We start from the raw sequence: 14,185 nt of genomic DNA, 5'->3' as shown, positions 1-14,185 counted from the left end.
TACATCCTCCGTTCATGGTTCGACAAGCTCACCACGAACGGAGGGCTTATCCAGCGTTTCCCTAATCGCTGTACGCGCGTTCGCCGTGGCTCGCCACATCCAGCCCGACCCGTTCGTCATCCTCGCTCACCCGCAGGCCGATCGTCATATCCACCAGCTTGAAGGCGAGGAAGGCCACCACGCCCGACCAGACGATGGTGATCACGATCCCCTCCGCCTGCACCAGCAATTGGCTGGCGATGGAAAAGTCCGCAGCGCCGGTGCCGCCCAGTGAAGGCGCGGTGAAAACGCCCGTCAACAGGGCGCCGAGTATCCCTCCCATGCCGTGGATGCCGAACACGTCCAGCGTATCGTCCGCGCCCAGCATGCGCTTGAGCGCATGGACGGCCCAGAGGCACAGCAGACCCGCCAGGAAGCCGATGACGATGGCCCCCATGGGCGCCACGCTGCCGCACGCCGGCGTAATGGCCACCAGGCCGGCAATGGCGCCCGAGGCCGCGCCGAGCATCGACGCCTTCTTCTTGAACAGGCTTTCCCCCAGGCTCCAGGCGAGCACGCCGGCCGCGGTGGCCACCAGCGTATTGATGAAGGCCAGCGCCGCGCCGGCATTGGCTTCCAGGTTGGAACCCGCATTGAAGCCGAACCAGCCCACCCACAGCATGGACGCGCCGACCATCGTATGCGTCAGATTGTGCGGCGCCATGATTTCCTTCCTGTAGCCGATGCGCGTGCCGACCATCCAGGCGCCGACCAGACCGGCGACCGCCGCGTTGATGTGCACCACGGTGCCGCCGGCGAAATCCAGCGCGCCCTTGCTCAACAGGTAGCCGCCGGCACCCCACACCATGTGCGCAATCGGCAGATAGGCAAAGCTGAACCAGAGCGTGCAGAAGACGAGCACGGCAGCGAAGCGGATGCGCTCGGCAAAGGAACCCACGATCAGCGCGCAGGTGATCCCGGCAAACGTCGCCTGGAAGGCGGCAAACAGCAGTTCCGGAATTTTCACGTTCTCCGAAAAGGTATCGGCCAGGGATGCCGTATCGATGCCGGCAAGAAAGAGCTTGTCCAGCGATCCGATGAACCGGCCCGCACCGCCAAAGGCCAGCGTGTAGCCATAGACGGACCAAAGCACGGCAATCAGGGAAAACACCACGAGCACCTGCATCAGAACGGACAGCACGTTCTTCCTGCGGACGAGGCCGCCATAAAACAGCGCCAGCCCAGGCACCGCCATGAAGACCACCAGGGCGGTGGCAACCAGCATCCAGGCGACATCGCCTTTTTCCACGATGGCGCCGACGGCATTTGCACCGTCACCGGCGAATGCAAGGACTGGGCTTGCCAGGATGGCGGCGGTGGCCGTGGCAACGAGAGATTTTTTCACGGTAGCACTCCAGATCGTTGAAAGTAAGACAGGTTACGGACGGATCGAACGGATCAAAGGGATTGGACGCATCGGAAGAATCGGAAAATACTCAGATCGCATCGACGCCGGTTTCACCCGTGCGGATGCGAATGACGTTCTCCAGGTTGCAGACGAAAATCTTGCCGTCGCCGATGCGGTCGGTATGGGCGGCCTTGATGACGGCGTCCACGACCCGATCCAGCATGTCCGCCTCGATGGCGATTTCGATTTTCGTCTTCGGCAGAAAGTCCACGACGTACTCCGCGCCCCGATACAGCTCGGCATGGCCCTTCTGGCGGCCGAAGCCTTTGACTTCCGTGACCGTGATGCCACGCACGCCGATATCCGAGAGCGCCTCGCGCACTTCGTCGAGCTTGAACGGCTTGATGATGGCAGTGACCAGTTTCATGTTGGCTCCTTTCGGTGATTACAGCGTTTTGGTAAAGCTGACGACGATCCGGTCGTCGCCCAGATCGCGGTTGAAGGCGTTGTGATACGGCTGGCCGGCCTTGCCTTTGGCATTGCTGCCGGAGACATGAACGCCGAGGCTGCCGAAACCGAGATCCTTGCTGACGCCGAGCCGGTAATCGGTATATGAAGCCTCACCGAAATCCTTGACGCTCTGGTGGCCCAGATGGGCATTGATGCCCCAGCCGTTGCCCAGATCGTGCTCCAGCGCAAGATCGGCATAGCCGCTGCCGCGCGTCTTGCCGCCCGTCGGCGTGGAAGCGCCGAAGAGATGGCTGGAGACGACGCTGGAATACTTGAAACTGATGGACTTCCAGCCGAGCTTGGCGTGGATTTCGGTGGTGTCCGGCCGGGTGAAGCCGGCCGGGTAGCTGCCCGGATAGCGATAATTCAGCACGCCGACGTCGTAATACCAGTCGCCGCCGGCAAAGCTTTGCTTGTAGCCGCCGTAGATGTCGAGTTCCAGCGGCGCGCTGATGCCGGGGCCCTGATCGGAGAGCCACGAAATCGTCGAACCCCAGGTGCCCGCATAGAAGCCGCTGGCATGCACGTAATCGAAGCCGCCCTGCAGCGCGGGCTTGCCATTGGTCTGGTCGATGCCGCGGTACAGGTAGGTGGAAGTCAGCGTGATGTTGCCGCTGAAACTATGGCTGTCGGGCGATTCGGCAGCCATGGCGGCCGCGGGCAGCAAGGCAAGAACTGCAGCATAAAGCGTATTTTTCATGGCGATTTCCCCGTTGTGCGTTGTGATTTGCGCATGCTGCAAATGCAGCGTGGCCACTCCTCACACAGCAGAAACCGTGCCAACACAAAAAACACAGTTATTTCAAATGCTTACAAAGAATTACGGGTAGTGGATGAAAGAATACCGGCCTCGTCCTGTGGCACGCCGCACCGCCTGCGCGCCAACAACGGGCATGCGCGCTGCAGATCATGGTCACGGCGGCGACGGCAGGCATGGCACGGCAATTGCGTCGTTCAAGATTTCAAATTCTCGGCGGAGCAAGACATGAACGTGCATTTCGTGGAACACGAAGCCTTTGAAGCACCTGGCGCCTTCACCGCCTGGGTGAACGAGCGCGGCCACACGGCCAGCCATTCCCGCGTATATGCCCATGAACCTTTGCCGACGGCCATCGCCGCCATCGACCTGCTGGTCATCCTGGGCGGGCCGCAATCGACGACGACGACGCGGGAAGAGTGCGCGCATTTCGACGCCGCCGCCGAATGCGCCCTGATTGCCGCCTGCATCGCCGCGGGCAAGGCCGTGGTCGGCGTCTGTCTGGGCGCGCAGTTGCTGGGCAAGGCGCTGGGCGCGCCGCACGAATCCAGCCCGGCAAAGGAAATCGGCAAGTTTCCCATCCAGTTGACGGCGGCAGGCAAAACCCATCCCATGTGCGCCCACTTTGGCGACGGCCTGGAAGTCGGCCATTGGCACAGCGACATGCCCGGGCTGACGCCGCAGTCAAGGATCCTTGCCCGCAGCGCCGGCTGCCCGCGGCAGATCATCGAGTATGGCGAACTGGCCTATGGCTTGCAGTGCCACCTGGAATTCACCGCGGAAACGATCGAAGGAATGATCATCGCGACGCCACCCGCGGAGTTTGCGGCAGCAGCGTCAGGTTTCGTGCAAACGCCCGAAATGCTGCGCGCCCACGATTACGGCCCCATGAACCGGAAGCTGTTCGAGTTTCTCGATCGCTTGATGGCGGCCTATGCCCTGCGGCGCGAACCCGCCTGACATTCCCGGCGGACGATGGCCATGAGCTTCAGGGCCACAGCCACAGCCCTTCGTACACCCTCGTTGCAGGCCCGGCCATGAGGACTGGCGCATTTTCGCCCGGCCACTCGATGCGCAGTTCGCCACCGGGCAGTGCCACCTCGACCCGCTCATCCAGCAAACCGCGCCGCCGGCCGGCCACCACGGCGGCGCACGCGCCCGTGCCGCAGGCGAGCGTTTCCCCGGTGCCGCGCTCGAACACCCGCAGCTTCACCCGATCGCGCGCCAGCACCTGCATGAAGCCGACGTTCACCCGGGCCGGAAAGCGCGGATGCGACTCCAGCAGCGGCCCGAGCCTGCCCACCGGCGCCGTGTCGACCGATTCGACGAACAGCACGGCATGCGGATTGCCCATGTTGACGACGGCCAGCTCGACCTGTTCGCTGCCGCCATCGACGTTAACCTCGACCCGATGAAGCAACGCCGGCGCATCGGCCAGAAAAGGGATTTCGGCCGGCAGCAGCTTAGGCACGCCCATGTTCACCACCACGCGGCCTTCGGGCGTGAGGCGCAGTTCGATCACTCCGGCAGCGGTTTCCACGCGGATGAGATCCTTGTCGCTCAATCCCCGGTCGCGCACGAAGCGGGCGAAGCAGCGTGCGCCATTGCCGCACTGCTCGACCTCCGAGCCATCGGCATTGAAGATGCGGTAGCGGAAATCCACGTCCGGCCGGGTGGCCGGCTCGACCATCAGCAACTGGTCGAAGCCCACGCCGAAATGGCGGTCGGCGAGCAGACGAATTTGCGCATCGCTCAGTTGCAGGTGCGCGCGGGTGCAATCCAGCACCATGAAATCATTGCCCAGGCCGTGCATTTTGGTGAACGCCAAAGGCGTTCGATTTGGATTTGGATTCATGCCCATGACGCCCAATGACGCTCAAGGAGCCAGCGGCAGCCCGCGCTTGTGCGCGCTGGCATCGAAAGCCGCCAGGATGCGTGCGCTGGCCGCTTCGCTCACCGGCTGGCCGTGCAGGAAGGCGTCGATTTCCGCATAGCTGACGCCATAGGCCAGTTCATCCGGCTTGCCGGGATGCAGTTCTTCGAGGTCGGCCGTGGGCGTTTTGTGAACCAGCGCCTCAGGAGCGCCAAGATGGCTCGCCATGGCGCGGACCTGGCTTTTCACCAGGCCGGACAAGGGCGCCAGATCGCAGGCGCCATCGCCGAATTTGGTGAAGAAGCCCATCACCGCCTCGGCGGCATGATCGGTGCCGATGACCAGGCCGCCCGTCGCATTGGCGATGGCGTATTGCGCCGCCATGCGGCAACGCGCCTTGAGATTGCCGAGCACGAAATCGCGCCGCGGCGCAGGCAGACAGTGCAGATGAGCGAGCTGCGCGGCCAATCCGCGGACGCCGGCCTCGATGTTGACGACGCAGACCTCGTCGGCACGGATGAAGTCGAGCGCGGCGCGGGCGTCCCGCTCGTCGTGCTGTTCCTTGTAGGGTAGGCGCACGGCGATGAAACGGTAGTCGGAAGCGGCATCGCCGCCGGCCGCGCGCAGCGTTTCCACCGCCAACTGGGCCAGCCGGCCGGCCAGCAGCGAATCGACGCCGCCGCTGATGCCCAGCACCAAAGTCTTCAGGCCGCTCGCGCGCAGCCTTTCCTGAATGAAACCGATGCGCCGGTCGATCTCCGCCTGCAAGGCCGCGAGGTCGGCAAAGGGTGGAACCACCTTGAGCACGGCGGCGATCTCCTGCTGGCGCGTTGGCATCGGCAGCGGCCCCCTAAATCTGTTGGCCCGGACGCCACTGACGCGGCGCAAAGTTCAGCGTGGCGAAATAATCCTCCACCGTCTCGGCCCGGCGGATCAGCTCGACCCCGCCGTCCTCGCGCAGCAGCAGTTCCTGCGGACGCAGCTTGCCGTTGTAGTTGAAGCCCATGGCGCTGCCATGCGCGCCGGTATCGTGGATGACCAGCAGATCGCCATCGGCCACCGGCGGCAGCGGACGCTGGATGGCGAACTTGTCGTTGTTTTCGCACAGCGAACCGACCACATCCACCGGCAGGTCGTCCGGGCCGGGCGTTTTGCCGAGCACGTCGATGTGATGGTAGGCCCCATACATGCCCGGCCGCATCAGCGCGGACATGCAGGCATCGACGCCGATGAAAGTGCGGTAGGTGTCCTTGCGGTTGATCGCCCGGGTGACCAGCACGCCATGCGGGCCGGTCATGTAACGGCCGCTCTCCATGCACAGGCGCGGAACGTAAGCATTGCGCCGGAAAAACTGTTCCAGCAGCGCGCCGGCTTCCACGCCCAGCGCGGCCAGATCGAAGGGCGCATCCTCCGGCCGATAGGGAATGCCCAGGCCGCCGCCCATATTGATGAACTCGAAACGGATGGAAAGCGCCGCGCCCACCCATTCCACGACGTCCAGCAGCATCTTCACCGTTTCCACCATGTAGCGGTAGTCGCGTTCGTTCGAGGCCAGCATGGTGTGCAGGCCGAAGCGCCGCGCCCCGCGCGCCTGGGCGGCGCGGAAGGCATCCAGCAACTGGTGATGGGCCACGCCGTATTTGGCCTCCACCGGATTGCCGATGATGCTGTTGCCATCGCGCGCCGGGCCGGGGTTGTAACGCAGGCAGATCAGTTCCGGCATTTCCGGCACCTTGGCCACCAGGCTGAGGTCGTCCAGATTGAGGATGCAGCCGCCCTCGGCGGCGGCCGCCGCGAACTCTTCCGGCGCGGTGTTGTTGGAGGTGAACATGATGTCCTCCCCGCGTCCGCCGGCCGCGCGGGCCAGCCGCAGCTCGGCGATGGAGCTGCAGTCGAAGCCGCAGCCCATTTCGCGCAGAATGGCGAGGATGCGCGGATTGGGCAGCGCCTTCACCGCGAAATATTCGCGAAACCCCGATTCCGATTCCGATCCCGATATACCGGCGAAGGCGGCCTGCAACTGCCGGGCCGTCGCGCGGATGCCGGCTTCATCGTAGATATGGAAAGGCGTGCCGAAGTGCTCGGCGATTTGCGGCAGGAGCGGAAACAAGCGCGCCTGAAAAGCGGCAGACATGGGCATGGGCGTACCTTGTAACGGTTTTATTTCAATGCGGCGCTGATGCGATCCATGGCCGTGCGGACGTTGTCGAAGCTGTTGAAGGCGCTGATGCGCACATGCCCCTGACCGCAGCGACCGAAACCGGCGCCCGGGGTGCACACCACGCCGGCCCGCTGCAACAGCAGGTCGAAGAACTCCCAGGAATCGCGGCCGGTGTTCACCCAGATATACGGCGAATCGTCGCCGCCCGTGCACTGGAAGCCGAGCCCGCCCAGGGCCTCGCGGATGTAGGCGGCATTTTTCAGATAGCCGTCGATCAGCTCGCGCACCTGGATCTGGCCGGCCGGACTGTAGACGGCGGCAGCCGCCCGCTGCACCGGATAGGAAACGCCGTTGAACTTGGTGGTATGGCGGCGGTTCCACAGCGCGTGCAGCTCGACCGCCTTGCCCTCGGCATCCCAGGCCAGGCAGCTCTTCGGCACCACGGTGTAGGCGCAGCGCACCCCGGTAAACCCGGCGGTCTTGGAATAGCTGCGAAACTCGATGGCCACTTCGCGCGCGCCGGGAATCTCGTAGATCGAATGCGGCAAGGCGGGATCGCGAATGAATGCCTCATACGCCGCATCGAACAGGATCAAGGCCCGATGCGCCCGGGCGTAATCGACCCAGGCCTGGAGTTGCGCGCGGCTGGCCGTCGCGCCCGTGGGATTGTTGGGAAAGCACAGGTAGATCAGATCCACCGGCTGATCGGGAAGCCGCGGCACATAGCCGTTGGCCGCGTTGCACTCGAGATAGGTCAGCCCCGGATAGCGCCCATCGCTGGCTGTGCCGGTACGGCCGGCCATCACGTTGGTATCCACATAGACCGGATACACCGGATCGGGAACCGCCACCCGCGCATCCGCGGCGAAAATTTCCTGGATGTTGCCGGTATCGCATTTCGCGCCATCGCTGACGAAAACCTCGTCGGCGGCAATCTCCGCGCCGCGCGCACGGAAGTCATGCTCGGCAATCGCCTCGCGCAGGAAGTCGTAACCCTGCTCGGGACCATAGCCGCGAAACGTCGTTTCCGAGGCCAGTTCATCCACCGCCTGGTGCATGGCGGCGATGCAGGCCGGCGGCAGGGCGCGCGTCACATCGCCGATGCCCAGCCGGATGATTTCGCGCCCGGGATTTTGCGCCTGAAACTCGCGCACCCGCCTGGCGATATCGGCGAACAGATAACTTGCCTGCAGTTTTTGATAGTTTTCGTTGATGCGGATCATCTCTGGTTTCCGGAAATCATTGTTCAGCGCGGCAGATCGGAGCTGCCCATCAAGTACTCATCCACCGCGCGGGCCGCCTGGCGTCCCTCGCGGATGGCCCAGACCACCAGCGACTGGCCGCGCCGCATGTCGCCGGCGGCAAACACGCCGGCCACGTTGGTGGCATAACCGCCCTGCGCCTCGGTCGTGGCGCGGGCGTTGCCGCGTCCATCCTTTTCCACGCCGAAGCCGGCCAGCACGGTGTCCACCGGACTCGTGAAACCCATCGCCAGCAGCACCAGATCGGCGGGCCAGAATTGCTCGCTGCCGTCGATCTCGACGAAACGCCCCTCGCGCATCTCCACCCGCACCGTCCTGAGTCCCGTCAGACGGCCGTTCTCGCCGACGAATTCCTTGGTGGCGATGGCGAACTCGCGCTCGCAGCCTTCCTGATGGCTGGACGAGGTACGCAGCTTGTACGGCCAGTAGGGCCAGGTCAGCGGTTTGTCTTCCTCTTCCGGCGGGCACGGCATCAGCTCGAACTGCACCACGCTGGCCGCGCCCTGCCGGTTGGATGTGCCGACGCAATCCGAGCCGGTATCGCCGCCGCCGATCACGATCACCCGCTTGCCCTCGGCGCGGATCTGCTGCGGCATGGCCACGCCGGCATTGACGCGGTTCTGCTGCGGCAGAAACTCCATCGCGAAATGCACGCCCGCCAGCTCGCGCCCCGGCACCGGCAGATCGCGCGACTGCTCGGCGCCGCCGGTCAGCAGCACGGCATCGAAATCCTCCATGAGCTGCTCGGGCGCGATGGCCGCCGTGGCCCAGTTGGTCACCTTGCTGTCCGCCGGCAGCTCGCCGACGAGCGTGTTCGTCCGGATCGTCACGCCTTCGGCCAGCAACTGTTCCACGCGGCGGTCGATGTGCGACTTGTCGAGCTTGAAATCGGGAATGCCGAAGCGCAGCAGGCCGCCCACCTGGTCGTTCTTCTCGAACAGCGTCACCTCGTGGCCGGCGCGCGCCAGTTGCTGGGCGGCCGCCAGACCCGCCGGGCCAGAGCCGACGATGGCCACTTTCCTGCCCGTTCTCACGGCGGCCGGCTGCGGCAGCACCCAGCCCTCCGCGAAGGCGCGGTCGATGATGGCATGCTCGATCGACTTGATGCCCACCGGCTGGCTGTTGATGTTCAGCGTGCAGGCGGCCTCGCAGGGCGCCGGGCAGATGCGGCCGGTGAATTCCGGAAAATTGTTGGTCGAATGCAGCACGGCGATGGCGCTTTTCCAATCGTCGCGATACACCAGATCGTTGAAATCCGGAATGATGTTGTTGACCGGACAACCGCTGTTGCAGAACGGCGTGCCGCAGTCCATGCAGCGCGCGCCCTGCTGGCGTGCCTGTTCGGGCATGAGGACGCGGACGAATTCCCTGTAGTGGCGCAGGCGCTCATCGACGCCGTCATAGCCTTCCTCGATGCGCGCGAATTCCAGAAAACCGGTGATTTTTCCCATGATGCAGATTCCTCTCAGGCGCAGGCCCGTTGTTCGGTTGCGGCGGCCTCGCGACCCGCCTGCAGCTCCAGCAACGCGCGGCGATACTCGTGCGGAAACACCTTGACGAATTTCGCCCGCGCTTGCGGCCAGTCCGCGAGCAGCGCGCCGGCGCGCAGCGATCCCGTCAAGCGCTGGTGCGTTTCCAGCAGGCGCCTGAGCAGGGCGTCGTCGGCTTCTCCGGCGTGCAGCGGAATGCCCGCGGCCGCCTGCGCCTCAGGCGCGAGCACCGGCTCCAACGCCACTTGCGCCATGTTGCAGCGGCGCGCGAACTCGCCATCCTCGTCATGGACGAAGGCCACGCCGCCCGACATGCCGGCGGCGAAATTGCGCCCGGTCCTGCCCAGCACCACCACCGTGCCGCCGGTCATGTATTCGCAGCCGTGATCGCCCGTGCCTTCCACCACCGCCGTCGCGCCCGACAGGCGCACGGCAAAACGCTCGCCGGCCACGCCGCGGAAAAACGCCTCGCCGGAAGTCGCGCCATACAGCACGGTATTGCCGACGATGATGTTGGCATCCGCCTCGCCGGAAAAATCCGCGCTCGGCTGCACGACGATGCGCCCACCGGACAGCCCCTTGCCGGTGTAATCGTTGGCTTCGCCGGTCAACCGGAAGGTGATGCCCCGCGCCAGGAAGGCGCCGAAACTCTGGCCGCCGGTGCCGGTGAAATCGATTTGCAGGCTGCCGTCCGGCAGGCCGTCGGGATGACGCCGGATCAATTCGCCCGACAGCATCGCGCCGACCGTGCGATGGACATTGCGCACCTGCTCGCTGAAGTGCAGCGGCTTGCCTTCTTCCAGGGTCGTGCGTGACTTGGCGATCAAACGCATGTCCAGCGCCTGGCCGAGGCCGTGATCCTGCGTGCTGGCATGCAGGCGCGGCACCTCGGCCGGCACCGGCGGCAGCGCGAAGACGCGGCTGAAGTCCAGCCCCTTGGCTTTCCAGTGGTCTATGCCCGGCCGGGTATCGAGCAGGTCGGCGCGGCCGATCAGCTCGTCGAAGCGGCGGATGCCCAGTTGCGCCATGATGCGGCGGGCTTCCTCGGCGATGAAGAAAAAGAAATTCACCAGGTCTTCGGGCTTGCCGGAAAACTTCCGCCGCAGCACCGGGTCCTGCGTCGCCACGCCGACCGGACAGGTGTTCAGATGACACTTGCGCATCATGATGCAGCCCGACACCACCAGCGGCGCCGTGGCGAAACCGAACTCGTCGGCGCCCAGCAGCGCGGCGATCACCACGTCGCGGCCGGTTTTCATCTGCCCGTCGGCCTGCACGCGCACCCGCCCGCGCAGGCGGTTGAGCACCAGCGTCTGCTGGGTTTCGGCCAGGCCCAGCTCCCAGGGCGTGCCGGCATGCTTGATCGACGACCAGGGCGAGGCGCCGGTGCCGCCGTCATGGCCGGCAATGACGATGTGGTCGGCCTTGGCTTTCGCCACGCCCGCCGCCACCGTGCCGACGCCGACTTCCGACACCAGCTTGACCGACACGTCGGCGCGCGGGTTGACGTTCTTCAGATCGTGGATGAGCTGCGCCAGATCCTCGATCGAATAGATGTCGTGGTGCGGCGGTGGCGAGATCAGCCCCACGCCGGGCACGGAATGGCGCAGGCGGCCGATGTATTCCGACACCTTGCCGCCGGGCAGTTGGCCGCCTTCGCCGGGCTTGGCGCCCTGGGCCATCTTGATCTGGATCTGGTCGGCCGAGATCAGATAACCGGTGGTCACGCCGAAACGGCCCGAAGCCACCTGCTTGATCTTCGAGCGCAGGCTATCGCCTTCCTCGAGGCTGTAGTCGACCTCGACCACGTCGCCGATCACCTCGCGCAGCCGGGTACCCGCCTGGATCTTGCGGCCCTGGAGTTCCTCGCGATAGCGCGCCGGATCCTCGCCACCTTCGCCGGTGTTGCTCTTGCCGCCGATGCGGTTCATGGCAATCGCCAGATTGGTGTGCGCTTCGGTCGAGATCGAGCCCAGCGACATCGCCCCGCTGGCAAAGCGCTTGACGATCTCGCTGGCCGGCTCGACCTCTTCCAGCGGGATCGAACGCGCCGGATCGATGCGGAACTCGAACAGGCCGCGCAGGGTCATGTGCCGCCGCGACTGATCGTTGATGATGCGGGCGTATTCCTCGAAGCTCTCGTAACGGTTGGCGCGCGTGCTGTGCTGCAGCTTGGCGATGGCATCCGGCGTCCACATGTGCTCCTCGCCGCGCGTGCGCCAGGCATATTCGCCGCCGGCATCGAGCATCTGCGCCAGCACCGGATCGTTGCCGAAAGCCGCGCGATGATTGCGCAGGGCTTCCTCGGCCACTTCGAAAATGCCGATGCCGCCGACCTGGCTGGGCGTGCCGCTGAAATACTGATCCACCAGTTCCCGCTCGAGGCCGATGGCTTCGAAAATCTGCGCGCCGCAGTACGACATGTAGGTGCTGATGCCCATCTTCGACATGATTTTCGACAGCCCCTTGCCGATCGCCTTGACGTAGTTGTAGCGGGCCTGATCGACCGTCACGCCGAGTTGCGGCGCCATATCGGCGAGCGTTTCCATGGCCAGCCAGGGGTGCACCGCCTCGGCGCCATAACCGGCCAGCACGGCGAAATGATGCACTTCGCGCGCCGTGCCGGTTTCCACCACCAGGCCGGCCGCCGTGCGCAGGCCGATCTTCACCAGATGCTGGTGGATGGCCGAGAGCGCCAGCAAGGCCGGAATGGCGACCTGATCGCGATCCATGCGCCGGTCGGTCAGGATCAGGATGTTGCAGCCGGCGCGGATGCTCTCTTCCGCCTCGGAGCGCAGGTAGGCAATGCGCGCCTCGATGCCTTCCCGGCCCCAGGCGGCCGGATAGGTGATGTCGATTTCGCAGGAACGGAACTTGCCGCCGCTGCGCTTCTCGATGCCACGCAGCCGCGCCATGTCGGTGCAATCCAGCACCGGCTGCGCCACTTCCAGCCGCATCGGCGGATTCACCGCGTTGATGTCGAGCAGGTTCGGACGCGGCCCGATGAAGGAGACCAGCGACATCACCACCGCTTCGCGGATCGGGTCGATGGGCGGATTGGTCACCTGGGCGAACAACTGGCGGAAATAATTGTAGAGCGGCTTGCTGCGCGCCGAGAGCACGGCCAGCGGCGCATCGTTGCCCATCGAACCGATGCCCTCCTCGCCGCCCGTGGCCATGGGCGCGAGCAGGAACTTGAGGTCTTCCTGGCTGTAGCCGAAAGCCTGCTGGCGATCCAGTAGCGACTCGCGGAAGCTCATGGGCTCGGCCTGCGCCTCGATGCCGTCCAGGCGGATGCGCAGGTTCTCGATCCACTGGCGGTAAGGCTTGGCCGAGGCGTACTGACTCTTCAGCTCCTCGTCCTCGATGATGCGCCCTTGATCCAGATCGATGAGGAACATCCTGCCCGGCTGCAGGCGCCACTTCCTGACGATGCGGTTTTCCGGGATGGGCAGCACGCCGGCTTCGGAGGCCAGCACCACCAGGTCGTCATCGGTGACGATGTAGCGCGCCGGACGCAGGCCGTTACGGTCCAGCGTGGCGCCGATCTGCCGGCCGTCGGTGAACACCATCGCCGCCGGGCCGTCCCAGGGCTCCAGCATCGCCGCGTGATATTCGTAGAAGGCGCGCCGGCGCTCGTCCATCAGCGCGTGCTGTTCCCAGGCTTCGGGGATCATCATCATCACCGCCTGGGCCAGCGGATAGCCGGCCATCACCAGCAATTCCAGGGTGTTGTCGAAGGTTGCCGTATCCGACTGCCCTTCCATGGTGATCGGATAGAGCTTCTTCAGATCATCGGCCAGCACGGGCGAGCTCATCACGCCTTCGCGGGCGCGCATCCAGTTGAAATTGCCCTTGACCGTGTTGATCTCGCCGTTGTGCGCCACCATGCGGTAGGGATGGGCCAGCGGCCAGGACGGAAAGGTATTGGTCGAAAAGCGCTGATGCACCAGCGCCAGGGCCGACACCACCCGCTCATCCTGCAGGTCGAGATAGTACTTGCCCACCTGGTCGGCCAGCAGCAGGCCCTTGTAGATCACCGTGCGGCAGGACATGCTCGGCACGTAGTATTCCGCGCCGTGGGTGAGCCTGAGGCGGGTGATCTTCAGCGAGGCGGTCTTGCGGATCACGTAGAGCTTGCGCTCCAGCGCATCGGGAACGAGGATGTCGTGACCGCGGCCGATGAACAACTGGCGGATCACCGGCTCGCGCTCACGCACCGCGGGCGACATCGGCAATTCGTGATCGACCGGCACGTCGCGCCAGCCCAGCAGCACCTGGCCTTCGGCCTCCACGGCACGCTCCAGCTCGCGCACGCAGGCCTGGCGCGAAGCCGCCTCCTTGGGCAGGAAGATCATGCCCACGCCGTATTCGCCGGGCGGCGGCAGGACGATGCCCTGGCGAGCCATTTCGGCGCGATAGCAGGCATCCGGAATCTGGATCAGCAGACCGGCGCCGTCGCCCATCAGCGGATCCGCCCCGACCGCGCCGCGATGGTCGATGTTTTCCAGGATCTTCAGGCCCTGCACCACGATGTCGTGCGACTTGAGACCCTTGATGTGGGCGACGAAACCCACGCCGCAGGCGTCGTGTTCAGCCTGGGTATACAAGCCGCTGGCGCTGGCCGCCTGGACTTCCTCGGGCGTGGCGGTCATCAGGTGCGACGCCATTTCTGGAAACGGATTTGCTCTGGCCACAGGGTTCATGCACGTGCTCCACATCTTTCTTATTAGGGGATTAGCCTG

At 65.0% G+C, this 14,185-nt stretch carries 10 protein-coding genes; 1 reads left to right on the top strand and 9 read right to left on the bottom strand.

Features of this window, described 5'->3' with window-relative positions; all coding sequences use genetic code 11:
* Nucleotides 1-61: 61 nt before the first annotated feature.
* The 3 genes from SDENCHOL_RS08105 to SDENCHOL_RS08095 all read right to left on the bottom strand — a co-directional run bounded on the left by SDENCHOL_RS08105 (nucleotide 62) and on the right by SDENCHOL_RS08095 (nucleotide 2,597).
* The gene (locus SDENCHOL_RS08105; protein ID WP_231913026.1) at nucleotides 62-1,399 is read right to left on the bottom strand and encodes an ammonium transporter; all 1,338 of its coding nucleotides are present in this window, start codon (nucleotides 1,397-1,399) and stop codon (nucleotides 62-64) included.
* Between the two features lie 76 nt (nucleotides 1,400-1,475).
* The gene (locus SDENCHOL_RS08100) at nucleotides 1,476-1,814 is read right to left on the bottom strand and encodes a P-II family nitrogen regulator (protein ID WP_154716771.1); all 339 of its coding nucleotides are present in this window, start codon (nucleotides 1,812-1,814) and stop codon (nucleotides 1,476-1,478) included.
* 18 nt (nucleotides 1,815-1,832) lie between these two features.
* The gene (locus SDENCHOL_RS08095) at nucleotides 1,833-2,597 is read right to left on the bottom strand and encodes a TorF family putative porin (protein WP_154716770.1); all 765 of its coding nucleotides are present in this window, start codon (nucleotides 2,595-2,597) and stop codon (nucleotides 1,833-1,835) included.
* Between the two features lie 285 nt (nucleotides 2,598-2,882).
* On the opposite strand from SDENCHOL_RS08095, the gene SDENCHOL_RS08090 reads away from it, so the two are divergent.
* Complete coding sequence (locus SDENCHOL_RS08090; RefSeq protein ID WP_154716769.1) at nucleotides 2,883-3,614, top strand: glutamine amidotransferase-related protein; 732 nt, start codon at nucleotides 2,883-2,885, stop codon at nucleotides 3,612-3,614.
* A 28-nt stretch (nucleotides 3,615-3,642) separates the two neighbouring features.
* On the opposite strand, the gene dapF is transcribed toward SDENCHOL_RS08090, so the two are convergent.
* From dapF to SDENCHOL_RS08060, 6 genes are read right to left on the bottom strand one after another with little or no spacing between them, the layout of a single operon-like run.
* Nucleotides 3,643-4,509, bottom strand: coding sequence for a diaminopimelate epimerase (dapF, locus tag SDENCHOL_RS08085; protein WP_154716768.1), 867 nt, complete (start codon nucleotides 4,507-4,509; stop codon nucleotides 3,643-3,645).
* 21 nt (nucleotides 4,510-4,530) lie between these two features.
* Entirely contained in the window at nucleotides 4,531-5,364 is an 834-nt protein-coding gene (gene nadE, locus SDENCHOL_RS08080; protein WP_154716767.1) for an ammonia-dependent NAD(+) synthetase, read from the bottom strand.
* A gap of 13 nt (nucleotides 5,365-5,377) precedes the next feature.
* Nucleotides 5,378-6,667, bottom strand: coding sequence for a diaminopimelate decarboxylase (locus tag SDENCHOL_RS08075; protein WP_154716766.1), 1,290 nt, complete (start codon nucleotides 6,665-6,667; stop codon nucleotides 5,378-5,380).
* Nucleotides 6,668-6,687: 20 nt separating this feature from the next.
* Nucleotides 6,688-7,911, bottom strand: a complete 1,224-nt coding sequence (locus tag SDENCHOL_RS08070) for an LL-diaminopimelate aminotransferase (protein WP_154716765.1) — start codon at nucleotides 7,909-7,911, stop codon at nucleotides 6,688-6,690.
* Nucleotides 7,912-7,934: 23 nt separating this feature from the next.
* The gene (locus SDENCHOL_RS08065; RefSeq protein WP_154716764.1) at nucleotides 7,935-9,401 is read right to left on the bottom strand and encodes a glutamate synthase subunit beta; all 1,467 of its coding nucleotides are present in this window, start codon (nucleotides 9,399-9,401) and stop codon (nucleotides 7,935-7,937) included.
* Nucleotides 9,402-9,415: 14 nt separating this feature from the next.
* The gene (locus SDENCHOL_RS08060) at nucleotides 9,416-14,110 is read right to left on the bottom strand and encodes a glutamate synthase-related protein (protein ID WP_231912946.1); all 4,695 of its coding nucleotides are present in this window, start codon (nucleotides 14,108-14,110) and stop codon (nucleotides 9,416-9,418) included.
* Nucleotides 14,111-14,185 lie beyond the last annotated feature (75 nt).

The sequence above is a fragment of the Sterolibacterium denitrificans genome, assembly GCF_900174485.1.
GTDB lineage: Bacteria > Pseudomonadota > Gammaproteobacteria > Burkholderiales > Rhodocyclaceae > Sterolibacterium > Sterolibacterium denitrificans.
Note: the sequence above shows the minus strand (reverse complement) of the source record. Positions and strands in the feature narration are given on the sequence as shown.

Coding starts and splice junctions, on each gene's coding strand:
- SDENCHOL_RS08100 (WP_154716771.1), bottom strand. CDS start 1,814: ATGAAACTGGTCACTGCCATCATCAAGCCGTTCAAGCTCGACGAAGTG.
- SDENCHOL_RS08095 (WP_154716770.1), bottom strand. CDS start 2,597: ATGAAAAATACGCTTTATGCTGCAGTTCTTGCCTTGCTGCCCGCGGCC.
- SDENCHOL_RS08090 (WP_154716769.1), top strand. CDS start 2,883: ATGAACGTGCATTTCGTGGAACACGAAGCCTTTGAAGCACCTGGCGCC.
- dapF (WP_154716768.1), bottom strand. CDS start 4,509: ATGAATCCAAATCCAAATCGAACGCCTTTGGCGTTCACCAAAATGCAC.
- nadE (WP_154716767.1), bottom strand. CDS start 5,364: ATGCCAACGCGCCAGCAGGAGATCGCCGCCGTGCTCAAGGTGGTTCCA.
- SDENCHOL_RS08075 (WP_154716766.1), bottom strand. CDS start 6,667: ATGCCCATGTCTGCCGCTTTTCAGGCGCGCTTGTTTCCGCTCCTGCCG.
- SDENCHOL_RS08070 (WP_154716765.1), bottom strand. CDS start 7,911: ATGATCCGCATCAACGAAAACTATCAAAAACTGCAGGCAAGTTATCTG.
- SDENCHOL_RS08065 (WP_154716764.1), bottom strand. CDS start 9,401: ATGGGAAAAATCACCGGTTTTCTGGAATTCGCGCGCATCGAGGAAGGC.
- SDENCHOL_RS08060 (WP_231912946.1), bottom strand. CDS start 14,110: ATGGCGTCGCACCTGATGACCGCCACGCCCGAGGAAGTCCAGGCGGCC.